The organism is Methylobacter sp. (assembly GCF_030680395.1).
GTDB lineage: Bacteria > Pseudomonadota > Gammaproteobacteria > Methylococcales > Methylomonadaceae > Methylobacter_A.
Genome location: NZ_JAUXVR010000022.1, coordinates 12,559 through 37,587 on the forward strand (window position 1 = coordinate 12,559; position 25,029 = coordinate 37,587).

Annotated in this window: 32 protein-coding genes; 12 read left to right on the forward strand and 20 right to left on the reverse strand. The window is 48.0% G+C overall.

Annotation, left to right across the window (positions count from 1 at the left end):
- Window positions 1-90: 90 nt before the first annotated feature.
- Both sufU and Q8L79_RS08605 read right to left on the reverse strand, forming a co-directional pair.
- The gene (gene sufU / locus Q8L79_RS08600; RefSeq protein WP_305270053.1) at window positions 91-543 is read right to left on the reverse strand and encodes a Fe-S cluster assembly sulfur transfer protein SufU; all 453 of its coding nucleotides are present in this window, start codon (window positions 541-543) and stop codon (window positions 91-93) included.
- Window positions 543-1,766 carry a cysteine desulfurase gene (locus Q8L79_RS08605; protein ID WP_305270054.1) on the reverse strand — a complete coding sequence of 408 codons (1,224 nt, stop codon included), beginning with the start codon at window positions 1,764-1,766 and terminating at the stop codon, window positions 543-545. The genes sufU and Q8L79_RS08605 overlap by 1 nt, the downstream gene beginning before the upstream one ends.
- Window positions 1,767-1,846: 80 nt before the next feature.
- Between Q8L79_RS08605 and Q8L79_RS08610 the strand changes: the two genes are divergently transcribed.
- A complete protein-coding gene (locus Q8L79_RS08610) occupies window positions 1,847-2,413 on the forward strand; it encodes a Uma2 family endonuclease (protein ID WP_305270056.1) in 567 nt (188 codons plus the stop codon).
- Here the strand turns inward: Q8L79_RS08610 and sufD are convergent.
- The 9 genes from sufD to Q8L79_RS08655 all read right to left on the reverse strand — a co-directional run bounded on the left by sufD (window position 2,408) and on the right by Q8L79_RS08655 (window position 10,175).
- Window positions 2,408-3,730 (reverse strand): Fe-S cluster assembly protein SufD, encoded by a 1,323-nt coding sequence (gene sufD, locus Q8L79_RS08615; protein ID WP_305270057.1) that lies wholly within the window; start codon window positions 3,728-3,730, stop codon window positions 2,408-2,410. The two genes, Q8L79_RS08610 and sufD, sit on opposite strands and share 6 nt — an antisense overlap.
- Entirely contained in the window at window positions 3,731-4,486 is a 756-nt protein-coding gene (sufC, locus tag Q8L79_RS08620; RefSeq protein WP_305270059.1) for a Fe-S cluster assembly ATPase SufC, read from the reverse strand.
- A 67-nt stretch (window positions 4,487-4,553) separates the two neighbouring features.
- The gene (locus tag Q8L79_RS08625; protein ID WP_305270060.1) at window positions 4,554-4,712 is read right to left on the reverse strand and encodes a type II toxin-antitoxin system HicB family antitoxin; all 159 of its coding nucleotides are present in this window, start codon (window positions 4,710-4,712) and stop codon (window positions 4,554-4,556) included.
- A gap of 37 nt (window positions 4,713-4,749) precedes the next feature.
- Window positions 4,750-5,289 (reverse strand): hypothetical protein, encoded by a 540-nt coding sequence (locus Q8L79_RS08630; protein ID WP_305270062.1) that lies wholly within the window; start codon window positions 5,287-5,289, stop codon window positions 4,750-4,752.
- Between the two features lie 61 nt (window positions 5,290-5,350).
- A complete protein-coding gene (locus Q8L79_RS08635) occupies window positions 5,351-5,557 on the reverse strand; it encodes a type II toxin-antitoxin system HicB family antitoxin (RefSeq protein WP_305270064.1) in 207 nt (68 codons plus the stop codon).
- Window positions 5,557-5,733 (reverse strand): hypothetical protein, encoded by a 177-nt coding sequence (locus Q8L79_RS08640; protein WP_305270066.1) that lies wholly within the window; start codon window positions 5,731-5,733, stop codon window positions 5,557-5,559. Before Q8L79_RS08640 ends, Q8L79_RS08635 begins: the two co-directional genes overlap by 1 nt.
- 151 nt (window positions 5,734-5,884) lie before the next feature.
- Window positions 5,885-7,333: a Fe-S cluster assembly protein SufB gene (gene sufB, locus Q8L79_RS08645; RefSeq protein ID WP_305270067.1), complete on the reverse strand. Its 1,449-nt coding sequence runs from the start codon at window positions 7,331-7,333 to the stop codon at window positions 5,885-5,887.
- 8 nt (window positions 7,334-7,341) lie between these two features.
- Window positions 7,342-7,791 (reverse strand): SUF system Fe-S cluster assembly regulator, encoded by a 450-nt coding sequence (locus Q8L79_RS08650; RefSeq protein WP_305270069.1) that lies wholly within the window; start codon window positions 7,789-7,791, stop codon window positions 7,342-7,344.
- Window positions 7,792-7,859: 68 nt separating this feature from the next.
- Window positions 7,860-10,175: a DNA internalization-related competence protein ComEC/Rec2 gene (locus tag Q8L79_RS08655; RefSeq protein WP_305270071.1), complete on the reverse strand. Its 2,316-nt coding sequence runs from the start codon at window positions 10,173-10,175 to the stop codon at window positions 7,860-7,862.
- Between the two features lie 75 nt (window positions 10,176-10,250).
- Between Q8L79_RS08655 and Q8L79_RS08660 the strand changes: the two genes are divergently transcribed.
- Window positions 10,251-10,826: a DUF2062 domain-containing protein gene (locus tag Q8L79_RS08660; protein ID WP_305270073.1), complete on the forward strand. Its 576-nt coding sequence runs from the start codon at window positions 10,251-10,253 to the stop codon at window positions 10,824-10,826.
- Between the two features lie 57 nt (window positions 10,827-10,883).
- Here Q8L79_RS08660 and lolD read toward each other — a convergent pair whose 3' ends face one another.
- Genes lolD through fur form a run of 3 tightly spaced genes read right to left on the reverse strand, consistent with a single transcriptional unit; the run spans window position 10,884 to window position 13,247 of the window.
- Window positions 10,884-11,564 carry a lipoprotein-releasing ABC transporter ATP-binding protein LolD gene (lolD, locus tag Q8L79_RS08665; RefSeq protein ID WP_305270075.1) on the reverse strand — a complete coding sequence of 227 codons (681 nt, stop codon included), beginning with the start codon at window positions 11,562-11,564 and terminating at the stop codon, window positions 10,884-10,886.
- Window positions 11,557-12,804: a lipoprotein-releasing ABC transporter permease subunit gene (locus Q8L79_RS08670; RefSeq protein ID WP_305270077.1), complete on the reverse strand. Its 1,248-nt coding sequence runs from the start codon at window positions 12,802-12,804 to the stop codon at window positions 11,557-11,559. The genes lolD and Q8L79_RS08670 overlap by 8 nt, the downstream gene beginning before the upstream one ends.
- Before the next feature lie 26 nt (window positions 12,805-12,830).
- Window positions 12,831-13,247, reverse strand: coding sequence for a ferric iron uptake transcriptional regulator (fur, locus tag Q8L79_RS08675; protein WP_305270079.1), 417 nt, complete (start codon window positions 13,245-13,247; stop codon window positions 12,831-12,833).
- Between the two features lie 152 nt (window positions 13,248-13,399).
- Between fur and Q8L79_RS08680 the strand changes: the two genes are divergently transcribed.
- Window positions 13,400-13,993 carry an outer membrane protein assembly factor BamE gene (locus tag Q8L79_RS08680; RefSeq protein WP_305270082.1) on the forward strand — a complete coding sequence of 198 codons (594 nt, stop codon included), beginning with the start codon at window positions 13,400-13,402 and terminating at the stop codon, window positions 13,991-13,993.
- A gap of 25 nt (window positions 13,994-14,018) precedes the next feature.
- Here the strand turns inward: Q8L79_RS08680 and Q8L79_RS08685 are convergent, their stop codons facing one another.
- From Q8L79_RS08685 to Q8L79_RS08710, 6 genes are all read right to left on the reverse strand, one after another.
- Entirely contained in the window at window positions 14,019-15,377 is a 1,359-nt protein-coding gene (locus tag Q8L79_RS08685; protein WP_305270084.1) for an FAD-dependent oxidoreductase, read from the reverse strand.
- Between the two features lie 427 nt (window positions 15,378-15,804).
- Window positions 15,805-16,017, reverse strand: coding sequence for a type II toxin-antitoxin system HicB family antitoxin (locus Q8L79_RS08690; RefSeq protein WP_305270086.1), 213 nt, complete (start codon window positions 16,015-16,017; stop codon window positions 15,805-15,807).
- 3 nt (window positions 16,018-16,020) lie between these two features.
- A complete protein-coding gene (locus Q8L79_RS08695) occupies window positions 16,021-16,209 on the reverse strand; it encodes a type II toxin-antitoxin system HicA family toxin (protein ID WP_370869907.1) in 189 nt (62 codons plus the stop codon).
- Between the two features lie 30 nt (window positions 16,210-16,239).
- Window positions 16,240-16,512, reverse strand: coding sequence for an RnfH family protein (locus Q8L79_RS08700; RefSeq protein WP_305270262.1), 273 nt, complete (start codon window positions 16,510-16,512; stop codon window positions 16,240-16,242).
- Window positions 16,508-16,939, reverse strand: coding sequence for a type II toxin-antitoxin system RatA family toxin (locus tag Q8L79_RS08705; RefSeq protein ID WP_305270088.1), 432 nt, complete (start codon window positions 16,937-16,939; stop codon window positions 16,508-16,510). Before Q8L79_RS08705 ends, Q8L79_RS08700 begins: the two co-directional genes overlap by 5 nt.
- A gap of 3 nt (window positions 16,940-16,942) precedes the next feature.
- Window positions 16,943-18,304: a sodium-dependent transporter gene (locus tag Q8L79_RS08710; RefSeq protein WP_305270090.1), complete on the reverse strand. Its 1,362-nt coding sequence runs from the start codon at window positions 18,302-18,304 to the stop codon at window positions 16,943-16,945.
- 154 nt (window positions 18,305-18,458) lie between these two features.
- On the opposite strand from Q8L79_RS08710, the gene smpB reads away from it, so the two are divergent.
- The 9 genes from smpB to Q8L79_RS08755 all read left to right on the forward strand — a co-directional run bounded on the left by smpB (window position 18,459) and on the right by Q8L79_RS08755 (window position 24,981).
- The gene (gene smpB / locus Q8L79_RS08715; protein ID WP_006894106.1) at window positions 18,459-18,944 is read left to right on the forward strand and encodes an SsrA-binding protein SmpB; all 486 of its coding nucleotides are present in this window, start codon (window positions 18,459-18,461) and stop codon (window positions 18,942-18,944) included.
- A gap of 132 nt (window positions 18,945-19,076) precedes the next feature.
- Window positions 19,077-19,643, forward strand: coding sequence for an isochorismatase family protein (locus tag Q8L79_RS08720; protein WP_305270095.1), 567 nt, complete (start codon window positions 19,077-19,079; stop codon window positions 19,641-19,643).
- Window positions 19,644-19,667: 24 nt separating this feature from the next.
- Window positions 19,668-20,021 (forward strand): HopJ type III effector protein, encoded by a 354-nt coding sequence (locus Q8L79_RS08725; protein ID WP_104428463.1) that lies wholly within the window; start codon window positions 19,668-19,670, stop codon window positions 20,019-20,021.
- A gap of 192 nt (window positions 20,022-20,213) precedes the next feature.
- Entirely contained in the window at window positions 20,214-21,275 is a 1,062-nt protein-coding gene (locus Q8L79_RS08730; protein ID WP_305270101.1) for an FAD-binding oxidoreductase, read from the forward strand.
- Entirely contained in the window at window positions 21,253-21,828 is a 576-nt protein-coding gene (locus tag Q8L79_RS08735) for a class I SAM-dependent methyltransferase (RefSeq protein WP_305270103.1), read from the forward strand. Before Q8L79_RS08730 ends, Q8L79_RS08735 begins: the two co-directional genes overlap by 23 nt.
- A 59-nt stretch (window positions 21,829-21,887) precedes the next feature.
- Window positions 21,888-22,199 (forward strand): pyrimidine/purine nucleoside phosphorylase, encoded by a 312-nt coding sequence (locus Q8L79_RS08740; RefSeq protein ID WP_305270105.1) that lies wholly within the window; start codon window positions 21,888-21,890, stop codon window positions 22,197-22,199.
- Between the two features lie 4 nt (window positions 22,200-22,203).
- Window positions 22,204-22,677, forward strand: a complete 474-nt coding sequence (locus Q8L79_RS08745) for an NYN domain-containing protein (protein ID WP_305270107.1) — start codon at window positions 22,204-22,206, stop codon at window positions 22,675-22,677.
- Window positions 22,678-22,742: 65 nt separating this feature from the next.
- Window positions 22,743-23,279 carry a YaeQ family protein gene (locus Q8L79_RS08750; protein WP_305270109.1) on the forward strand — a complete coding sequence of 179 codons (537 nt, stop codon included), beginning with the start codon at window positions 22,743-22,745 and terminating at the stop codon, window positions 23,277-23,279.
- 115 nt (window positions 23,280-23,394) lie between these two features.
- Complete coding sequence (locus Q8L79_RS08755; RefSeq protein WP_305270111.1) at window positions 23,395-24,981, forward strand: ABC-F family ATPase; 1,587 nt, start codon at window positions 23,395-23,397, stop codon at window positions 24,979-24,981.
- The last annotated feature ends 48 nt before the right edge of the window (window positions 24,982-25,029 follow it).

A 25,029-nucleotide genomic window follows, 5' to 3' on the forward strand; every position in this document is an offset into this window, starting at 1 on the left:
TGGATAAGCAGCGCGCATCCACCAACGATATAACTCATACAATATGAAAGTGCTGTAAAAACTTCGTGTCCTTCGTGTCTTCGTGGTGAATTATTCTGTAGAAATGGATTTCTGTTCGTTTTTCAATGCCGCATCCAGCGTATGCCAAGCCAATGTCGCACATTTAACTCGCGCCGGATATTCACGCACACCGGCCAATACAGCCAATTTGCCGACCGCTTCAAGATTAATCTGTTCATCTTTGCCTGTGGTCATTTCATGGAACTTTTTAAACAAGTCTTCGGCTTCCTGCTCGGTCTTGCCTTTGACTATCTCGGTCATCAACGAAACAGACGCCGTCGAAATGGCACAACCTGAGCCCTGAAAACTGGCATCGGTAATCGTATTGCCGTCCATTTTCAAATATAAGGTCAAACGGTCGCCGCACAACGGATTAAAGCCTTCCACTTTCCGGTCGGCGTTGTCCATGACCCGAAAATTGCGCGGGTTGCGGTTGTGGTCGAAAATCACCTCTTGATAGAGGTCGCGTAAATCATCAAACATTAGCCAAATACCTCGATCAAGGATTGTATACCTTTCATTAAAACATCAATTTCTTCTTTGGTGTTATACATTGCAAATGACGCTCTTGCCGTCGCAGGGACTTCAAAAAAGTCCATGACCGGCATCGCGCAATGGTGCCCTGCCCTGATGGCAATGCCCAAGCTGTCCAGCATGGTGCCAATATCGTGCGGATGAATTCTATCCAGCACAAAAGCCAATATCGCGCCCTTATGCCCGGCCTCGCCGATAATCCGTAGCCCTTTAATTTGTTGGGCTTTTTCAGTGGCGTAATCAAGCAACTCGGCTTCATAGGCGGCGATCTTATCCATGCCGATTGCATTCAGATAATCGATTGCCGCCCCCAAACCAACCACATCGGCAATGTTAGGCGTGCCTGCTTCAAACTTGTAAGGCAGCACATTATATTCGGTTTCTTCAAAGGTGACTTTGCGGATCATATCGCCGCCGCCCTGATACGGGGGCATGGCTTCCAGCAACGCCTGTTTGCCGTAGAGTACACCTATGCCTGAAGGTGCATAAAGTTTATGGCCTGAGAACACGTAAAAGTCGCAATCCAGGTCCTGCACGTCTACTGCCATATGCGGAATAGCCTGCGCACCATCTAGAAGTACCGGAATATTTTTGGCATGCGCCGCGGCAATAATGTCTTTAACCGGGTTAATGGTGCCCAAAGCGTTGGACATATGCACGACTGACACCAGCTTGGTTTTGTCGCTGATCAGCTTTTCAAACTCGTCATAAATCAATTCGCCTTGCAGATTAATCGGTGCAACTTTTAAGATTGCGCCGGTTTGCTCGCAGAGCATTTGCCAAGGCACAATATTGGAATGATGTTCCATGGCGGTGATTAAAATCTCATCACCGGCTTTGATATTAGCTTTGCCGTAAGTCTGCGCGACCAGATTAATCGCTTCTGTAGCGCCTCTGACAAAAATAATCTCTTTTTCGCTGGCTGCATTAATAAAGTCTTTAACTTTGGTGCGCGCGCCTTCAAACTTATCGGTAGATCGCACGCTTAAGGTATGTACGCCACGATGCACGTTGGCATAATCATGACTATATAAATGCACGATGCTGTCGATAACCGCCTGGGGCTTTTGGCAAGAGGCCGCGTTATCCAGATAAACCAGCGGCTTGTTGCGTATAAGTTCAGCCAATATGGGGAAATCGGCGCGGATTTTTTCTACGGGAAAGTTTGTCATATTTATTCCGATAACATTGATTCTTTAATTACAACCTATTATATTCGAGCCATTCTTCTTATCTGACTCTCATTAAGAAAATGACTATAGCAACTGCGACTGTACGAAAACATCTGACCGACATCAAGGAATGGCAAAAATTAGGTGAAGCTAATATTTTTCCGCCTGATAGCCGTCTTGAACTTATCGATGGAGAAATCTTGGAAATGGCACCTATTGGCTCTAATCACTCAGGTCATGTAATACGTTTAACCCACTTCCTATCAACTTTAGTTTTCGGCAAAGCTATAGTCAGTGTCCAAAACCCCTTACAACTCGGCGATCTTTCCGAGCCTGAGCCGGATTTCATGCTGTTAAAGCCCAATGAAGATTTCTATTGTTCCCGTCACCCTAATGCCGATGATGTCTTGTTATTGATCGAAGTCGCTGATAGCTCGCTTAGCTTCGACCAAAACCAGAAACTGCGTCTATACGCCAACCATAACATTCCCGAATACTGGCTGATGAACTTGAACGACTCTTGCGTTGAAGTCTATCGCCAACCGCATGGTGATTGTTACGGCGAGAAAACCACGTTGCGGGTCGGCGACAGCATTACTTTGTCTCAGCTAGACCAGATCACCATCGACATTGCCGATATTTTATAGCCATTCCTTGTTGACGCCTTCTTGCGGGAAGCGCGCCAATACCTGCTCTAAAACTTTGTCGTGCAAGCTTCTAATCTTGATCTTATCGACCATTTCGTTAGCAAATGCAAAGGTCAGCATGTTGCGCGCCGTTTCTTCATCAACGCAGCGTGATTGCAGGTAAAAAATGGATTTTTCATCCAACTGCCCCACCGTCACGCCATGCCCGCATTTGACGTCATCGGCATAAATTTCCAGCTGCGGTTTGGTATCCGCTTCGGCATCATCCGATAACAGCAGGTTGCGGTTGTTCATTTGCGAATCGGTTTTCTGCGCATCAATAGCCACAATTACTCGCCCTTGAAACACGCCTCTGGCCCTGTCATCCAGCACACCTTTGTACAGCTCGCGGCTGATGGCATAAGGTTTCAAGTGATTGATGCGGGTATGGTTGTCGATATGCTGACGCTTGACGCCCAAGTACAAACCGTTCAGTTCGCACTCTGACGCGTGATCCAGATCGGCATGAATATCGCTACGCGCCAGCAAGCCGCCAAAGGCGAAATTGTGATGCGTAAAGCGCGCATCACGAGCCTGTTTAATATAGCTGCCGCCAAAATGGTAGGCTTTGTCAGACTCGCTTTGCATTTTATACAGCGTCACATCGGCATTCTGCCCGACAAAAACCTCGGTGACTGCGGACGTTAAATAGGCATTATCTATACCGACATAAGTCTCTATTACCTTAGCTTCGGCCATTTCGTCGGCAATAATGATATTGCGGGTCGTAGCCATTGCATCGCTGCCGGTCACAATATGCAACAACTGTATCGGTTTGTCTAAAACCAGCTTGGCCGGTACATGCACAAACAAACCGTCGGTAAACCATGCGGTATTGAAAGCGATAAAGCTGTGCTCCGATTGATCGGCAGCTGCGCCCAGATATTTTTCCACTTTGTCCGGCTGCTTTGCCAATGCATCAGCCATGCTCATTACTGAAACGGCTTCGGGCAGGCCGTCTAAAACCGAAAGCTCTGCCGAGAAATGGCCATTCACTAAAACCAAAACCCAGGCATCTTCCAACCGATACGATTTCAGCCAATCGGCATCAACATCACTGCCGGTTAAATCTACCGACGGTGCAAACAGTTTCTTCTCAATGCCGGACACATTGGTGTAACGCCATTCTTCTTCACGCGGCGATGGAAAGCCATGCGCTGAGAATGCGATCAATGCTTCAGCTCTTAACGCTTTCAACCAGGGCAATGTTTGCCCCGGCAAGGCAGATGCTATCGTTGGGTATTCAGCCGCATAACGGCTTGCTGTTGCCGTATTCATTTATGCCGCCGCCTGATTGTTTTCGACCCAACTGTAACCTTTTTCTTCCAGCTCCAATGCCAGCTCAGGACCGCCTGATTTAACAATCTGGCCGTTCGCCAAAACATGGACAAAATCCGGTTTAATATAATCCAGCAAACGTTGGTAATGCGTCACCATCACAAATGACCGCTCCGGTGAGCGTAATGAATTCACGCCTTCCGATACGATTTTTAAAGCGTCGATGTCCAGGCCTGAATCGGTTTCATCCATAATGCACAACTTGGGTTCCAAAATAGCCATTTGCAGGATTTCATTACGTTTCTTTTCGCCGCCGGAGAAGCCTTCGTTAACCGCGCGGTAAAGAAACTTCTCATCCATTTCCAGCAAACGCACTTTTTCTTTAACCAACGTTAAAAAATCCATCGCATCGACTTCAGGCTGACCATTATGTTTGCGTATAGAATTCAGCGCCGCTTTCAATAAATAGATATTACTGACGCCAGGAATTTCCACCGGATACTGGAACGCCAAAAATAAACCTTCACGCGCCCTGATTTCAGGCGCCATCTCCAGTAAATCTTTGCCCTGATAAGTCGCCGAGCCTTCGGTTACGGTGTAACCGCCCTTGCCTGACAACACATGCGACAAGGTGCTTTTACCGGAGCCGTTCGGCCCCATAATCGCGTGGATTTCACCGGCTTTAATCTCAAGGTTAATGCCTTTAAGAATGGGCTTATCGCCAACGCTGACGTGAAGATTTTTTATGCTGAGCATGTTGTTTTACCTGTGCTATTTAACGGGTTTTACACCCGGATTTTTACAAACTTTATTTATTTTTTGTTCATGAATAAAAAGTCAAAGCTTCTTGCAAAGTGACTCTTAAACTTTCAACCAATTCATCATGAGTAGCTGCCTGGCAATTAACACCAGGGATTTTCTCAATCCATCCTAGCCACCAATCAGCGTCTTGTTTTATTAATGCTGTGTATTTGTTATTCATGGATTAATAAGAATTTAAAACTCTGTCTTATATAAATTCATTTTTCTTTCAAAAAATCCACTATCTGTTGTTCTAATTCATTATTCTTATTAGTCAAGCTTTGAATTTCACCGTTAATCTCACGAACTTTCTTTATTATATGGATAGATTCCTTTAAAAAGACTTGCTCTCCCCCCGCATCAAAATCTGTCAAATCTTCATTTGATCTGGTGTCAGTAGCTTGAGGCCTAAGATAGGCAGGTATTCCATTCAATAATTCGATTCTCTCAGACTTAAGCAATCCAATTCTCGTTAGATTCGAATTAAAAAGCGCAGTCAGTGCAGCTAATTTTACTTGGTCATTTTGTGCATCCGTTGATACTTTTAACAGTTTCCTTGTTTCTTCTAACTCCGTTTTTTGTAAATCATAAGCCTTGATTTGTAACTTATAAGTCTCTGCTATCAAATAAAATGCAAATGCAGCAATAACAGGATTGAGTATCCCACCAACATAATCGCCAAAAGTCCCCCAATCGCCTTTGGTATCTGAGAAGCCATTATGAAATTTAGCGAAATAAAAACTGAAAACAATCAACATCGTGCAAATTACTACGACCAAAGGATGCTTACGAGCAATCGAACAACAATACCGATATAGCCTAAGCATACAACCGACCTTTAGGCTCGGGAATATACCGACCTAGCTCTACAGCTGTATCTATCCATTCAGCAATAACCCGTTCAGCATTGCTAACCGCTTCTTGATAACAGCTCCCATCGGCCATACAACCGGCTAATTCAGGCACTTCGGCGATATAAGTCTGATCTTCTTCGCTCCAGTAAATAATCATTTCATATTTAGCCATCAATCCGACTTCCATTTTGCCTTATCCAAACTCGCATAGTATTTCTTTGCATCTTCGATTGTCATAACTGGACTTTGATCTGAATTGATTAGCTGAACCAAGGCATAATCCTCTAAAACATTTTCACCATCTCGAAGGGCAACATCAACAATGCCTTGTCTTTTTAATTCCATCATCATTATCCACAAGTTTGCGTAAGCCCGTCATTCCGGCAGGGATTGCCGGAATCCAGGCTACATGGATGTCTTTAAGTTAGCCATCCATGGCACTGGATACCCGCTTCCCGGCGGGTATGACGACTCCTGCGCACTTACTTGAATAGGCAGACTACCCAACAGACCCTTCCAAACTCAAACCCAACAACGCCTGAGCCTCCACCGCAAACTCCATCGGCAATTCCCTGAACACTTCCTTACAAAAACCGTTGACGATCATCGACACCGCATCTTCCGCCGACAGTCCGCGTTGCTGGCAGAAGAACAACTGGTCTTCGCTGATCTTGGACGTCGTCGCTTCATGTTCGACCTGGGCCGAGGGCTGCTTGACTTCGACATAAGGAAAGGTATGCGCGCCGCATTTATCGCCGATTAACAGCGAATCGCACTGGGTATAGTTACGGGCATTTTCAGCGCTTTTTAACACCTTGACCAAACCCCGATAAGTATTCTGCGCTTTACCTGCCGAAATACCTTTGGAAATAATGGTGCTGCTGGTGTTTTTGCCGATATGGATCATCTTGGTTCCGGTATCGGCCTGCTGATAATTATTGGTCAGCGCCACCGAATAAAACTCGCCGGTGGAATTATCGCCGGTCAGGATGCAGCTTGGGTATTTCCAGGTAATGGCCGAACCGGTTTCCACCTGCGTCCACGACACTTTGGAATTCTCGCCGCGACAATCGGCACGTTTGGTGACAAAGTTATAAATACCGCCCAAACCGTTTTTATCGCCCGGATACCAGTTTTGCACGGTCGAGTATTTAATCACCGCATCTTTCATCGCGACTAACTCAACCACCGCCGCATGCAGCTGGTTTTCATCGCGCATCGGTGCGGTGCAGCCTTCCAGATAACTGACATGACTGCCTTCGTCGGCAATAATTAAAGTCCGCTCAAACTGTCCGGTATTGGCGGCGTTGATCCTGAAATAGGTCGATAATTCCATCGGGCAACGTACGCCTTTGGGAATATAGACAAATGACCCGTCAGTAAATACGGCTGCATTTAAAGCGGCAAAATAATTGTCCGTATGCGGCACAACCGAGCCCAGATATTGCTTGATCAGTTCGGGATGATCGCGCAAGGCTTCTGAAATCGGGCAGAAAATAACGCCAGCATCTTTCAGCTTGCCTTTAAAGGTAGTCGCTACCGACACGCTGTCGAAAACCGCATCGACCGCAACACCGGCCAAACGCTCCTGTTCATCCAAAGGAATACCTAACTTTTTGTAGGCTTCCAATATCTGAGGATCGATTTCATCCAGACTTTTGGGGCCGTCTTCCTTGCGTTTAGGCGCAGAATAGTAACTGATCGTCTGATAATCGATAGGATCGAACTTGACGAACGCCCATTTAGGCGTCTTCATGGTCTGCCAATGACGAAACGCTTTCAGTCGGTATTCCAGCATAAACTCAGGCTCATTCTTGACTTTCGATAACCTGTGAATAACCGCTTCATCCAGTCCGGGCGGGAAAGTATCGGTTTCCAATACAGTCACAAAGCCTTGCTTGTATTCCTTACCGATCAGATTCTTGATTTCTTGTTCGCTTGCTGACATAAAATTTTCTACCTATATAAACTGGAGACCGGAATCAACACTTCTTCCGGCACAACAACGGGTCTGATTAAATCGGCTAAAGTCACCGACTCTAATGCGTTATGAATGGTCTGGTTAATCAAACTCCAGTTTCCCAAAATATCACAGCCCGAAGCCTGCTCGCAGCCCTGATGGGAAATACTGCATTCGGTGAGGGCAATCGGTCCTTCCAGTGCGCAGATAACCGCTGCAACGCTGATTTCTTCCGGTATTCTGGCTAAAACATAACCACCTTTGGCACCACGCGTAGAAACCAACACGTCCGCGTTAACCAGCAGCTTAAGTATTTTACTGACTGTAGGCAGGGCAATACCTGTCACCGTCGATATTTCCATAGCCGCGTGCACCTGCGTCTTTTCTCGGGCCATAAAACTTAAAATGACCGTCGCATAATCAGTTAACTTACTTAGCCGTAACATATCTTGCCCCTAATAATTAAGGACTATTTTAGTCCTATTTAATTACAGAGTAAAGTCATAGGTAAATATCATTTAATATTCCAATATTTACTTTCCGTCTCACGCATCCCCTGCACTACCAATACATTGCTTTTCACATTAGCAACAATAGCCCCGCTGTCGGCACTATTCAGCCATTTAGCATTGGCTTGCCGATAGCGCGCCAAAACATCCCTATGCGGATGACCGAATTGATTCCGGTAACCCGCCGGAATCAACACGTAGTCAGGCTGAATGACTTGCAAAAAACCGACTGTCGATGAAGTCTTGCTGCCGTGATGCGGAGCAACCAATACATCGGCCTTTAAAGCCTCGTCGTAGGTCTCAACCAGCCAGGATTCTGCCGCAGCTTCTATGTCGCCGGTCAACAATACCGTGCCGTGTTTCGATTGGATTTTCAGCACGCAGGAATTGTCGTTTTCCGACACAAACGCTTGCTGTGGACTCAGCACAGTGAACTTGACCTCATCCCATAACCACGATTGTCCGGCTTTACACGCGATTGGCGCATATTCGCTTAACAGCTGAGGCACACTGGTCAGCACTTGTTTTGTATCAATACCGCGCATTAGCGATACAGCGCCGCCGATATGGTCGTTATCGCCATGGCTGATAACTAAAGTGTCGACTTTAGCAATACCTTGCGAGTGCAAAAAAGGCAACAGCACACTTTTCCCCATATCACTTTGCTCAGAAAATTTCGCGCCGGTATCGTAAACCAGAAGATGATGAGTAGTTTGTACGACAGCCGATAAGCCTTGCCCGACATCCAGCAGGGTCATGTTGATGTCACCTGTTTCAGGTTGTTTTGTATCGGTAAACACCAGCGGCAAAAACATCACCAGACTCAACCACCGCGCTGGAATACCGACGGGAGCAAGCAGCAATAAAATACCCGGCACGGCGAAAAGCAATGCCCAATACGAGGGCAATGCATGATTTACCGACGCCATGGGAATTTCTGCCAGATGATCCAACAGCCACCATAAACCTTGCAATACATAATCTATCAAATAGAACAATTCACTCGCCAATGTCGGCGAGATAAACATAATGAGAACAGCCAGCAGCGATAACGGTACAACCAGCAGACTGATGACCGGCACGGCGATCAAATTAGCCAACGGCGCAATCAATGAAACCTGTTGAAAAAACAGTAATAGCAGAGGCGATAAACCCACCGAAGTGGCCCAGTTTATTTTTATTGCCCCCCAAATAGGCCCAAGCTGGCCCAAGCGCCCGGAAACGGCATAAACAATCACAGCCACGGCAAGAAATGACAGCCAGAATCCCGCCGATAAAACGGCTAACGGGTCCACAATCAACACCGCAAACATGGCGATGGACAAGGTATTAAAAGGGCGACTGTTGCGTTGCAGAATAATGGCCGCCATAACAATAGACAACATGACCACGGAGCGCTGAGTAGGCACGGAAAACCCGGCAAGCCCGGAGTAAAAAACCGCAACCAGCACTGCCGCCACTGCCGCAACCTTTTGCGGCGACCAGGCGAGCAATCCTGTCCGTGCCCATAATTTCAGTACCAGAAAATAAACCAGTCCGGCAATAAGGCCGATATGCGATCCGGAAATCACCACCAGATGAGTTGTTCCGGTTTTACGAAAAACCTCCCATTGCTGTTGAGTGACGCTGTTGCCGTCACCGATAGTCAGCGCCTTTATCAGCGCCAGACTTGAACTGCTGCCCAATGTGCTTGAAAGCTGATCGGTGATACTTTGCCGCCAGACGGAAATACTACTCCAGACTGAATCGCGTCCCAGCAAAACCGGCTTTGGACTTGGCCGCACATAGCCTGTCGCGCCTACCCCTTCGGTAAACAGCCAGCGTTCATAATCAAAGCCGCCGGGATTCATATTGCCGTGGACACGCTTCAGCTTAACGGTAAAAACCCACTGCTGACCTGCCTTGATGGATTGGTCCGGGTAATACCAGCTTAATCTCAGTTTAGCGGGTAATTGCCGGTCAGACGCGGGGCTGATCGCCGCCGCACCTGCTCCCGGCAAGTTAGCGGCATACACACCATCCCTGGTGATAAAGTCGAAGCGGGCGCGCTTTTCATCCTGCTCCGGCAAGTCGGCTATGGTGCCGGTTACCTGAATTTCTGTACCTTCCAGTTGTTCAGGCAACCTGTCGGACAAGCGGTGCATTGCAAACACTACCGCCCACAGAACGCCGGCTACAAAAAACAGACACCGCCAATAACGCAACCATGCAATAATGCAGGCTGCTATGCCGCCGACTATCAAGCATTTAATATCCGGTAATACCGTCAACTGCTGAACCAACAACAGCCCGGCTAAAAATGACAGGGCAGAAACAACCATTTAGCACCTTGGTGTTTTTTAGGCTAACAAAAACCTGATAAACTGTAAAAATGTAACTTTGAACAAGAAATAACGATGCCAAAAGAACTTATACAAAAACTGATCCACAAGTTCATACCCGATCCTGAAGTGATCAAACGACACAAGAGTCTGCAATTTCTTGGCGATAAACTGCACGAGCCTAACCTCTGGCATTTAAACCGACGCTCTGTCTCTATGGCTTTTGCCGTGGGTCTTTTTTGCGCCTGGATTCCGACCCCGGGGCAAATGGTCATTGCTGCTGCAGGCGCCATTTATTTTAGGGCTAATATGCCCATTTCAGTAGGACTGGTCTGGATAACCAACCCCATCACCATGCCGCCGCTGTTTTATTTTGCTTACAAAGTCGGACTCTGGTTTATGAATCAGCCGGCCGTCGCCGATGAATCCGAATTTTCAATAAGCGGCATGTTCTCGGGACTTGGCGATGTCTGGCAACCGTTTCTGACTGGTTGTTTTGTTATGGGTATAGTCTCGTCCGCCGTTGGTTACTTCGGCATTCAATATTACTGGCAACAGCATGTGACCAAAAAATGGGCCGAAAGAAAAGAAAAAAGGCTTGCTGCTGTACAAGACACGCAGATTGAAGACATAAAAAGCGAAGCAGACTAATTAAGGCAAGCCGCCAACGGCTGCATGAATGCAGGTGCCGGCGGCTTTATTTTTCCCCTAGCCTAAAATCAGCCCATCTTCCATGTGCAAAACCTTACCCATTCTTGCAGCCAGCTCATGATCATGAGTCACCACCAAAAAGCTGACGTTCAGCTCCTGATTTAATTCCAGCATTAACTGGTAAACCTGATCGGCCGTTTTGCTATCCAAGTTCCCGGTAGGTTCATCGGCCAGAACTACACCGGGCTTATTGATTAACGCCCTGGCTACTGCGGCACGTTGCCGTTCCCCGCCGGACAATTCTCCGGGCTTGTGTTCGATACGATGCCCCAGCCCTACCCGCTTCAATAACTCTATCGCACGGATACTCGCCAGTTTTACCGACAATCCGGCAATCAACAAAGGCATCGCCACATTTTCCAGTACGGTAAACTCGCCCAGCAGATGATGCGACTGATAGATAAATCCCAGCGATTTGTTCCTCAACTTAGCCAGTTGACCTGCGCCGACTTCATTAAGATTAACACCGTCCAAAACCACCTTACCGCCGGTGGGTTTTTCAAGCCCGCCCAGCAGATGCAGCAAAGTGCTTTTGCCTGAACCCGATGCGCCCATAATGGCGACACGTTCACCGACACCGATACTTAAATCAACTCCTTTTAAAACGTCAACATCCAGCCCGCCCTGGTCATAGCGCATTGTCAACTGTTGGCATTGCAGTATGTTGGTATTATTCATATCTTAAAACTTCCGCTGGATTTACTTTGGCTGCCTGCCAGGCAGGATAAATAGTCGCCAATAATGACAGTAAAAAGGCCATACCCGCTATCGCATACACATCAGTCCAGACCAGTTTGGAAGGCAGTTCGCTGATGTAATACACATCGGCGGCCATAAACTGAACCTTAAATAGTTTTTCAATCGCCGGCACGATGGTTTCAACATTCAACGCCAGCAACACCCCGCCTACGGTTCCGAGTGCGGTGCCGACTACGCCGATGACCGCCCCCAACACCATAAAAATTCCCATCACCGACCTTGATGTGAGTCCCTGGGTTTTTAAAATAGCAATGTCGCCGCGCTTATCGGTAACCACCATCACCAACGTAGAGACGATATTAAAAGCCGCCACCGCCACAATCAGCAACAAGATAATAAACATCACCCGTTTTTCCGTCTGTATCGCCCGAAAGAAATTGCTGTGCGCCAACGTCCAGTCGCTAACCTGATAATCGTCATACAAAGCGTTTGAAAGAGCGTGGGTTATTTTCGGCGCATTAAACAAATCATCCAGCTTGATTCTAAGACCTGAAACAGAGCTCTCTAAACGAAACAACTTGGCCGCGTCATCAAGATGAATCAGCGCCATATTGCGATCATATTCATACATGCCTACCTTAAAAATACCGACTACGGTAAACCGCCGCATGCGAGGCACAATACCGGCCGGAGTGGAGTTAATTTGCGGACTGATAACGGTGATTTTATCGCCCATGAAAACGCCCAGATAATTGGCCAGCTCTACCCCTAAAACAATGCCGTATTCGCCTGGAACCAGATCGGACAATTTGCCCTCTTTCATTTTGTCGGCGACTTCCGATACCCTGGACTCGTATTCCGGCAGAATCCCGGTCAGCATGGTGCCGCTGACGCGCCGGTCGGCGTTAATCATCACTTGTCCATTAATAAAAGGCGCGGTGCCCTCTACATGCGGATAGTTTTTTAATTTCCGCTCCAGTTCCTGCCAATTATCCAACTGGCCATATTTTCCGGTGGCGGTTGCATGTGAAGTCATGCCGAGAATCCGTTCGCGTAATTCGGCTTCAAAGCCATTCATCACCGACAACACGGCAATCAACGCAGTGACGCCCAAGGCTATGCCCAGCACGGAAGTTAAGGTAATAAAAGAAATGAACTGGGTTCGGCGTTTGGCCCGCGTATAACGCAAGCCGATATAAAAAATGAGAGGTTTAAACATGAAGCCTACAATTTAAAATAAAAAAATCAGGATTTCCTGCACTGAGCGCAAAAACCGTATAAATAAAGGCCGTGATCGGTCAACTCATAGCCCAGTTTTGCAGCGATTTCTTTTTGCCGGGCCTCAATAACCTCATCGGTAAATTCATCCACTTTGCCGCACTTCATACACAGTATGTGATCATGATGAGTGCCTTTATCAAGTTCAAAGACAGAATTACCGCCTTCAAAGTGATGTCGACTCACCAGTCCGGCCGCTTCAAATTGAGTTAAAACACGATAAACCGTAGCCAAACCGATTTCTTCATCTTCACTCAGCAGAATTTTATAAACTTGTTCGGCGGTTAAATGACGATCATTAACCTGATTTTCTAAAATTTGCAGAATCTTGACCCGAGGTAAAGTCACCTTCAGGCCTGCACTCCTTAAATCATGAGTATCCAATATTAATCTCCGTTTATACCTTTGTGTAGGCAGTCTTATATAGAATTACGTGCATTGTAGCCTTTTTTTGACGGTATGGGCATGACAGTTTTATAGGATAATCCCTTAACATCCTGTATGATTTTGCATTTTCAACTCATCCGCAGCCTTAAATGAGAAAGCCGTTTTCTGCTTTAAACCTATTTAGTAATTGCTCTCGGCAATTGCTCCACCTCCTCCACCCGTGGAATCGTATTTCCTGCACTTTTGCAGTCGTAGCAAGTCTGTCGCTCAGCTCCTGCTCCACCATTCTGAACAATCTGCCCGGCGTCTACACCGTCGATGTCCAGCAAGGCAATATCGTCGATCAATCCATGATTGACCAACTCAGACCCAGTATGAACAAACGCCAGGTGCTTTACATCATGGGCTCACCGATGCTGGTTGATTTTTTCCATCAAAAACGCTGGGACTACCTCTATTCGGCACAAATTGAAGGGGGAGACAGGGAGCAAAAAAGAATTTCATTATTTTTTGATAATGATCAACTGATCGGCGTGCAAGGTGATTTCAAACCCAGTGCTGTTCCCGTTATTAAAACATCGGAAGAAACCACTATAGAAGTACCCAAACGTGATCTTGAAAGAACCCTATGGGAAATGATCACCGGCCTGTTTGGCTATGACAGCACTGATGATTCGCCTAAGAGTGACAAAGCGGATGCAAAACCGGCGCCGGGATCACCAACAGATCAACTGCCGCTCTAGCCTTAAAGGGTGCGCACTGCGCACCCTACAATCTCCCCATCACATCGTTAGCCGTACGCAACGCTCCCTCGATAAAGCCTTGATAATCCGAAAAGGCTTCGCCGCAAATATGCACGTTCGCGGGGCCGTTGCGCTCCAGCGAAAACGCCGATACCTTTTCCTGCACCGTCCAGAGTTTGATCCCGGGCTTCCATAGATGGCAGGCGGCGCCGTAGGGTTCGGTTCCCCAATGACGGACGCCGTAGCTGACAATGCGCTTAGGATCGATGCCCATGAAACGGGCGAAGGCCAGCGGCAAGCCCTGATCGCCATTAATCTCCGCCCGCGTCTCATAACCCTTGCGCAAATATTGGCTCCAGAAATTCAGGTACGGCCGGTCGGCGTAGACCATGACCAGGCCTTTGCCATCCCGCTTTTGATAGTGCACTTCACGGGCAGGCAGATTCGGCATGTCCAGATGAGGAATATCCTCGTCCCACCACGGATCTTCGACCACGAAAAAACATTTAAGCAAGGGGATGTCCAGCACCGATCCGAACATCGACCGAATTCCCGGCGGAAGTCCGTTGATGCGAACCAGGCAATGTTCGGGCAGCGCCAGAATGACGTGTTTAGCAATGCAGGACTGTCCTTCGGAAAAATGCAGCAGTACTCGTTCCCGATCATAGCGTTCCAGGGAAGTGAGCACCTGAGCGCGGTGAATTTCCGCACCCCGCTGTTGCAGGCGCTCCTGCATTGCATCGGCTAGCGACTGCATGCCGTGCCGGATCGTCCTGAGATTTGGGCTCATTTGCAGCATCTTGACCCAGGTAATCATCCAGGTTGCGGCATTCGGATTCTCGTGAATGAAATGAAAAAAACTGCCTTCCATAACAATGTAGCGCAAGGCATTGTGGCTGATAACCCGCCCCAGCGTATTCCACAAACCTTGCTCCCATAAAGGCTGGCCGAAAAATACGCTTTCCCGCCTGATCGACTCGAGCTGCTGTTCGCTCAGGGCCAGCATTTCCGCTTCCGACAGCCCCAGTACCCTCTGTATCGCAAGCTTGTAGAGCTCTAAAGTCGTCAGGCCCTGCTCGTCTGCATCCAGCCGGTAGTTCAAATTGTGTTGCTGATCAGGGGGACTTGAATATTCCGGGAAAGGCAAGGTTTCGATACCCAGTTCATTGATGAGTTCGCCGATGCGGGACTGTCGGATCGGGTCAAAACGCATTGCCCCGTATTCCGCATCGAAGCCAAGCATGGAAACGGTTTCCAGTTTGCCTCCGAGGCGATGACTGCCTTCGAATAGGGCGACACGCCAGTCAGGTGCGGCATGCATTCCGCAATACAAGCCCGCAACTCCGCCACCTACCACAGCCAAATCGTATTCTGGTGTAATCATTTTTCTCTCCTTGCCTGCCTGGACAGGAAACTTGTAGAAGTTTATTCTGATTACGCGCGTCGAATGGATTAACGCATCGCACGATTTGCAAAAGCGCATTCGACACTGGCTGAGCGTCCCGGAAGTATTTGTTGCATACGGCTGGAATTAAGCCTAGGCTCAGATAGTGTCGGAATGGTTTCGCCATTTCGTTCACGGATTATGTGCTTCGAGGTTAATTCATGCAAGGGAATGAATTCGCAGAGGAATAAGGAATGGAGTGCGTAGAATGTGCTGAACAAAGTGAAGCGCATTTTTCGTGATTGATGCGCTTCGTACCTCAGCCAAGGGCGGGTTATGTGACAGCCGTAACCCGAGGCATTTGCGCAAAATATCGAGTTACGCTATCGCTAACCCGGCGGAGCTTGCACTCTATATGAATGACAACTTAAGCAGCGATTTCAATGTATTGAACAATACTTTCTGGTTGTGGCACCGGCAAACCATCTTCAATAAGCCCTTCGATATGAAACTCGATTGCCTCACGAATTTCACGCTCAGTTTCCTCTACAGTAGAGCCAGTAGCAACACAGCCTGGTAAATCGGGTACATAGGCTGAGTAGTTGTTTTCCGCTTTTTCGACAACGATTGCATAACGCATAGGTTACTCCTTTAGTTTTGCTTGTTTGAGTATGCTATTTAAAGTGCCGTGCGCTAAATCATCGCTAGGTTTTCCCGGGACGGTTACACGACCACTTTTAATTGAATGCTTGAATTGACGATGACTCCCTCGCGTTGCGGCAAGATACCAGCCATCTCTCTTCAACATGATTAAAATTTCATTTACTTTCATACAAATAGAATAGCAGATTACATCAACGCATCAAATCCCCTTCAAAGCCCGCTGCCGCCGAGCCTCTTTAGGATCATGAACCAAAGGCCGATAAATCTCTATCCTATCGCCCTCTCTAACAGGCTGATCCAGCTTGCAGGCTACGCCGAAAATCCCCGCATTAAGCTCGGACAAAACAATCTCAGGAAAAAGCTCCAGCAAGCCGGAGGCTTTTATCGCAGCTTCAACGGTCGCGCCCTCCTCCATTGCCACTGTGACTATTACCTGTTGCTCGGGTTTGGCGTAAGCCACTTCGACATTAATCATAAACAGCTTTGGCCCGTGCGGTAAACGAACTCACCATGGTGTTGCAGATCTGGTTGAAGACTGCGCCGAACGCCAGGCTTGCCAGTTTGCCTGACATTTCAAACTCCAGATCCAGGGAAATCTTGCTGGCATCCTCGCGCAACGGTATAAACTCCCACTTTCCTTCCAAGGAGGAAAACGGGCCGTTCAACAAGGAGAGCGTCATACTGCGTCCGCTATCGATCTTGTTCCTGGTCGAAAAGGACTTTTTAAAGCCGCCTTTGGAAATCAATAACTCGGCTTCAACAATATCATCTTCGCGCTTGATGATTCGGCTGCCGCTACACCAGGGCAAAAACTTCGGGTAAGCTTCAATGTCGTTAACCAAATCAAACATCTGCTGCGCTGAAAATTTGACCAGGGCGCTTTTTTGAACGACGGTCATATTTTAAAGAACTCCGACCACGTGCAGGAATACCAGAAACACGGCGGCTGGGGCCACGTAGCGAGTTAATATCTGCCACGTTTGATAGCTGAGCGCGTTAGGCATATCCAGCTCATGCTCGGTGTGTTGCTGCTTCATGATCCAACCGGCGAACACTGCAATGCAAAAACCGCCGATAGGCAACATCAAATTGGCGGTCAAATAATCCAGCAATTGAAAAATGGTTCTGTCGAAAATCTTGAACTCGGACCAAACGTTAAATGAAAAAATGGTGCCAAGTCCCAGCAGCCAGGTTATCGAACCCGACCAGATACAGGCTTGTTCCCTGCTCATGTCTTTATTTTCAACCAGCCACGCTACAGCCGGTTCAATCAATGAAATGGAGGAAGACAACGCCGCAAAAACCAGCATTACAAAAAACAAAACCCCGAAAAACCAGCCGCCGGTCATGTTGCCAAACGCTATCGGCAAGGTTTGAAAGATAAGTCCCGGACCGGCTGCAGGTTCCAGCCCACTGGCAAAAACAATCGGGAAGATGGCAACACCGGCCAATAAGGCAACCACGGTATCGGTGCCTGCAATCAAAAATACGGTTTTTGAAATCGACACATCTTTCGGCAAATAAGAACCGTAAACCATGATGGCGCCCATGCCTAAACTCAGGGTAAAAAAAGCGTGCCCCATGGCGGTCAATACGCCGTTGCCGGTCAGCTTGCTGAAATCAGGCGTGAACAAGAATTTGACGCCCTGATCATAGCTGTCGGTGGTCATTGCATAAGCCACCATTAGAATCAGCAGCACAAACAGGCTGGGCATTAAAAAACGAACTGCTTTCTCCAGGCCGGTATTAACGCCGCGAACCACAATCAGCATGGTCGCCAACATGAACAGGCTATGCCAAAAAAGCAATTTCACCGGACTGGCAACAAAATCGTCAAAAATCGCTTTTATCGCAGATGCATCGGCGCCGAAAAAGCTGCCGGTCAAGGCCTTTAACACGTAAGCCGAAGCCCAGCCCGCAATAACGCTGTAATAAGAGAGTATTAAGAAACCGGCAGCGACGCCCATCCAGCCTAAATAATGCCAGTTTTTATCCGCTCCGGCTTCATCGGCCAAGGTTATCATGGTGCTAATGGGGTTTTGCCTGCTGCGACGCCCCAACATGGTTTCCGCCATCATAATGGGGATGCCGATCAGCAACACGCACAACAGATAGATTATGACAAATGCCCCGCCGCCATTTTCTCCGGTAATATAGGGAAACTTCCAGATATTACCCAGACCGACTGCGGAACCTGTCGCAGCCAGAATAAATGCGAAACGCGATGACCATTCACCATGTTGTGATTTTTTTGTATCCGTCATTTGTGTGCCTGTAAAAACTCAATAATTATAAAATCACCACGGATGTTTGTTTTGTGGTGAACTTTTCCGCTTATTGCATAACATCAGTTAGTAATATCGAGTAAAATAGCAAAATTATTCCTTTACGTCAGTTTAAAAATCCTAACCCGCACTTATGGCCGATAAAAAGTCCAAGAAAAACACCAAGCAGCAAAATGCCACCATTGCCGTTAATCGTCAGGCTACTTTTGAGTATTCGATTGAGGAACGGTTTGAAGCGGGGGTTGTTTTGGAAGGCTGGGAAGTTAAAAGCCTGAGGGATGGACGCATCCAACTCAAAGAGAGTTATGTGGTGATCAGACGCGGCGAAGCCTGGTTGTCGGGCGCGCATATTTCACCGTTGTTATCCGCATCGACCCATGTTAATCCCGACTCTATCCGCGCCAAAAAACTGTTGCTGCACCGGCACGAACTCAACAAACTGATCGGTTCGGTCGAACGCAAAGGTTACACCTTGATTCCATTGAAGATGTACTGGAAAAACGGTAGAGCCAAACTGGAAATCGGTCTGGCAAAAGGCAAGCAATTACACGACAAGCGCGCAACCTCAAAAGACCGCGATTGGCAACGTGAAAAAGGACGGATTTTGAAAAAGGGCTAAAGGCGCAAGGTAAAAGGCGAAGGATGTGTTTTTTAGCCTTTAGCCTTTAGCCTTTAGCCTTTAGCCTTTAGCCTTTAGCCTTTAGCCTTTTGCCTTTCGCCTTCTTCCCCTAACCCTTTCCTGCAAATTAAAATGACCACACACCCTAACCTCCTGTCTATAAAAAACAGCCTGCTGATCGTCGTCGATTTGCAGGCAAAATTATCCGCCGCCATGCCGGAGGCTGAATCGGAATTGATGACGACCAACGCCCGCAGTCTGGTTGAAGGCGCCGGACTGTTAAGCATCCCGGTATTATTAACCGAGCAATATCCGAAAGGCTTGGGCTCTACCGATACGACTATCACCGATATATTATCGGAAGACACCCTGATTTTCGACAAGACCGGTTTTTCCTGCTGTGCCGCTGATGGTTTTACCGACACCGTAGCCAGCACTGATCGCAAGCAAATCATACTGGTCGGCCAGGAAGCGCATGTTTGCGTATTGCAGACCGCGTTGGAATTGATGCATTTCGGCTATCAGGTGCATGTCGTCGAAGACGCCATCTGTTCGCGCAAGGCGGAACATAAATTCTATGCCTTGCAACGCATGCAACAACAAGGCGCGACCATTACCAATTATGAATCGGTCTTGTTCGAATGGGTCAAAGATTCCACTCATCCTGAATTTAAAAGTATTTCCGGATTGCTTCGTTAACCCCTGTTTACCTTGAACTTACACATGTCGCTCGCATCGTTTATTGAAAAAGTAACAAATAACAGCCCGGTCAGTTTTGATGAGACTATCGCGGTTATTACTGAAAACTACCATTACCAAGCCACCGAATTTAGCAACGGCCTGAATGAGCAGATGTTAGTCAATCAGGCCGGTACTAACGAAGGCTCCTGCAAGATTTTCGCCTTTGCCCAACTCAATCGACTCGACCAGCAGCAGACGTTAAACCTGTTTGGCGATTATTACCGGCTGGATGTTTTAAATGACCCGCACGGCACAGGCCACCAGAACATCAGGAATTTCATGCAATACGGCTGGGATGGGATTTGTTTTAACGGTGTGGCATTGACAGCCAAATAAACATTAATCGCCATCAAAACATAAAAATTCACCACGAAGGCACGAAGGACACGAAGTTTTTCTTTATCGTTTCCACGCTCCGGCGTTACCGCATTAAGATAAGAAATACGCTGGTTCCCAAGCTCCAGCTTGGGAACCAGCGTACCTTGTTTTTCTTCGCGTCCTTCGTGTCTTCGTGGTGAACTATAAATTATGATCGACTTTCTAATCATCGGCCAGGGACTAGCGGGCAGCCTGCTGGCATGGGAACTCATACAACGCGGCAGCAAAGTCGTCATTGTCGATAACGGCCGGGAAAATGCCTCACAGGTTGCAGCAGGACTGATCAACCCGATCACCGGCATGCGCTTTGTAAAATCCGCCGATGTCGATGCGCTGTTGCCCATGGCAAAACACTGTTATTCACAGTTAGCCGATTTTTTCCAGCAAGACTTTTATAATGAAAAACCGATGCTGCGGATTTTCCGTAGCGACAGCGAATTTACAAACGCCCATAAACGCCTTAACACCCCTGACTATCAAGCCTACCTCGGCGACATACAGCCACAGGGCAAAACCATCGACAATCTTGCAACACCCTTCGGTTTTCTGGAACAAAGACAGACCGGTTATTTATTAACTCGGCCGCTATTAAGTTGCCTGAAAGCGTTTTTCATTGCCAAAAATAGCTACCGGCAGGCTGGTTTCGATTACCGGGACATACAGCTGCAACCGTCTTTACGCTGGCAGAACATCGCCACCAAGCAGATTATTTTCTGCGAAGGCTATCAGGCAACGCAAAACCCCTGGTTTTACTGGCTGCCTTTTCAACCGGTCAAAGGCGAAATCCTGACGCTGGAACACCAAACCGAATTACCCGATAAAATCCTCAATTACGGCAACTGGTTGATCCCTTTAAACGACCATCGAATCCGTACCGGCGCAACGTTTGATCGGGAAAATCTGGACACCCAAGCCACCGAACAGGGCAAAAATGACTTGCTAAATGCGCTCAGCCAAGTCTCACCCGGTTTGACTCAGGCAACGCTGATCAACCACCAAGCCAATATCCGGCCTTGCACTCAGGACAGACAACCCTTTATCGGCCTGCATCCGCAACACAAGCAGCTCGCCATTTTTAACGGCTTTGGCGCAAAAGGCAGTTTACAGATACCTTGGTACAGCCGACATTTCGCCGATACTTTATTAAACGGCGCTCCCCTAGCCCATTCCAGCAATATCCAACGTCATTATGAAACGCATTTCACTGGTTAACGCAGCTCATGACCTGATCCTGAACATTCTCCGCCCCGGCGATATTGCCATCGATGCGACGGTAGGCAACGGTCACGATACCGTATTCCTCGCCGAACAAGTCGGTCCATCCGGCCATGTTTACGGCTTTGATATACAACAGGCGGCCATCCACTCGACTCTTGAGAAATTCCGGCAAGCACACTCACCGGAATGCCTGACCTTGATCCATGCCAGCCATGCCGACATGGACGAAAGAATTCCCGCGTATCACCACGGCAAAGTCCGCGCAATCATGTTTAATCTGGGCTATTTGCCGGGCGGTGATAAAACAGTCATTACGCTAACCGATTCCACATTGACCGCCTTGACTGTCGCCGCCCGGATTTTAGCCGTCAACGGCATCATCACCCTGCTCGCCTATCCCGGTCACCAAGGCGGCGATCTGGAAACCGGTCAGGTTAAAAACTGGTGCGAGCAACTGGATACCCGGCAATTTGAAGTCAGCACTCTTTACAGCACCGACCATAAAGACTCGGCACCTCGTCTTTTTGTGATCCGCAAACTGCGTTAAACCAAGACAATCTGGTATCATTGCGCGCCTTATTACCTATTCCCCCATAAAGGAAACCCATGTCAGAATTCAATAACGTAACCATCGTCAAAAAAGCCAATGTTTACTTCGGCGGCAATGTCAGCAGCCGGACTATCAAGTTCGCTGACGGCTCGTCAAAAACCTTGGGCTTCATGTTACCCGGCGAATACACTTTTAACACCGCCGATCCTGAACTCATGGAAATCATCGACGGCGAACTGGATGTTTTATTGCCCGGCGCTGAATGGCAAAGCATCAAAGGCGGCGAATCTTTCAACGTGCCCGCCAATGCGGCATTCACCATGAAAGTTAAAAGCCCTAGCGATTATTGCTGCTCATTCATCAAATAACGACATGGAAAAAGTCGCCATCTTTGTCGATGTGCAGAACATCTATTACACCACCAAGCAAAGTTACCGGCGGCATTTTAACTACACTGCATTCTGGGCGCAGGCGGCCGCAGGCAGAGAAGTGGTCGCGGCGTTTGCTTATGCGATCGACAAGGGCGACAGCAAGCAGCAGGGATTTCAACAGGTACTCAGGAATATCGGCTTTGAAGTCAAGCTAAAGCCTTACATCCAGCGTAGCGACGGTTCCGCGAAAGGCGATTGGGACGTGGGTATCACGCTGGATGTAATCGACTATGCCACCAAGGTCGATGTGATTGTTTTGTTATCCGGCGACGGCGACTTCGACCTGTTATTGGACAAGGCTCGAAACGTTTACGGCGTAACGACAGAAGTATACGGCGTACCGGCATTGACCGCGCCCTCGCTGGTTAATTCGGCCGGCCGTTTTATAGCCATAGACGATAAGCTGTTACTGTAGAACACTCGAAGGCTAAAATCTGTTAGAATACGGCTTTATTTTTCAAAGCCGTAAAAAATCGCTCAATGGCGCTTAAGTCAACCATCTATAAAGCCGACTGTCAGATTTCAGACATGGACAGAGGCTATTATCAATCGCATCACCTGACCATTGCCCTGCACCCTTCGGAAACCGAAGAGCGCATGATGACGCGTCTGCTGGCTTTTGTAATCAATGCCCATGAACACCTGCAATTCACTAAAGGTCTGAGTACCGATGATGAACCCGAGCTCTGGCAAAAAAGCCTGACCGACGACATTGAGCTGTGGATTGATGTCGGCATGCCCGATGACAAACGTATCCGCAAAGCCTCCAATCGTGCCGATAAAGTTATCATCTACACCTACGGCGGACGCAACAATATCTGGTGGAACCAGATTCAACCCAAGCTGGAACGCTTTAAAAACCTGACGGTTATTAATTTACCCAAAGAAGCAACCGATCAACTCGCACCGATGGTAAAGCGCACCATGCAGTTACAAATCAGCATCCAGGACGGACAGATTTGGGTCAGCGACGATCAAAATACGGCTAATATAGTGCCTGAAACATGGGTTAATTAAAAACTTTCACCACGAAGGCACGAAGAACATAAAACTTCGTGCTCTTAGTGCCTTCGTGGTGAATTAATCTCTTTGTAACTCAACAATCTTTTACTTTAATCTTCGGAACAAAAACTTGATTTCTACAGCTAACATCACCATGCAGTTCGGGGCTAAACCCCTGTTTGAAAACGTCTCAGTCAAATTCGGCGACGGCAACCGTTACGGCCTGATCGGCGCGAACGGCTGCGGCAAATCAACCTTCATGAAAATATTGAGCGGCGATTTGGAGCCGTCGGCGGGCAACGTCAGCATCAGCCCCAATGAACGCTTGGGTAACTTGCGCCAGGATCAATTCGCTTATGAAGACCAGCGCGTGCTGGACGTGGTGCTGATGGGCCACGCCGAGATGTGGGCGGCCATGTCCGAGCGCGACGCCATCTACGCCAACATGGAAGCTACCGAAGACGACTACATGCACGCCGCCGAACTTGAGTCGGTGTTCGCCGAATTCAACGGCTATACCGCCGAATCCAGGGCCAGTGAATTATTACTGGGTCTGGACATTCCGCTGGAACAGCATAACGGCCTGATGAGCTCGGTAGCGCCGGGCTGGAAGCTGAGAGTCTTGCTCGCACAGGCTTTATTTTCAAATCCTGACATCATGCTGCTTGATGAGCCGACCAACAACCTGGACATCAACACCATACGCTGGCTTGAAGACATATTGAACCAACGCGATTGCACCATGGTTATCATCTCGCATGATCGCCACTTTTTAAACAGTGTCTGCACCCACGTGGCCGATATGGATTATGGCGAGTTACGTGTTTATCCCGGCAATTATGACGATTACATGGTAGCAGTTACCGAGGTTAGAGAACGCTTACTTGCTGGAAACGCCAAGAAAAAAGTCCAGATTGCCGAACTGCAAACCTTCGTTAGACGCTTCTCGGCGAATGCATCCAAGGCCAAACAGGCTACCTCGCGCGCCAAACAACTGGATAAAATCAAACTGGATGAAGTTAAACCCTCAAGTCGGGTTAATCCATTTCTCCGCTTTGATCAGACTAAAAAACTGCACCGCTTAGCACTGGAAGTCGACAACTTAAGCAAAGGTTATGGCGAACAACCTCTGTTCGCAAACTTGAACTTGATGATTCCGGTCGGCGAGCGCATTGCCGTTATTGGCCCTAACGGTATCGGCAAAACAACCCTGCTGCGCACCTTGGTCGGCGATTTAACGCCTGATATCGGCGAGGTTAAATGGTCGGAAAACTCGGAAGTTGGGTATTTTGCTCAGGATCATGCCGAAGACTTCGCCGAAAACCTGACCCTGATAGAATGGATGAGTCAATGGCGCAAGGAATCGGACGACGACCAAGCCATACGCGGCACCTTGGGACGATTATTATTCAGCGCAGACGACATCAACAAATCCGTTAAAGTCATCTCCGGCGGAGAACAAGGCCGCATGCTGTTCGGCAAGCTGATCCTGCAAAAAAACAACATCATGGTGTTGGATGAGCCGACCAACCATTTGGACATGGAGTCAATAGAATCGCTGAATACCGCGCTGGAAAATTATCCCGGCACCTTGATATTCGTCAGTCATGACCGCGAGTTTGTGTCATCACTGGCAACGCGGATTATCGAGTTAACCCCGACCGGCATTGTTGATTTCAGCGGCAACTATGAGGATTATTTAAGCAGTCAAGCGTAGAGCGACAAATTGTAAGCTGGGTTGAAACGATAGCGTAAACCCAGCGAT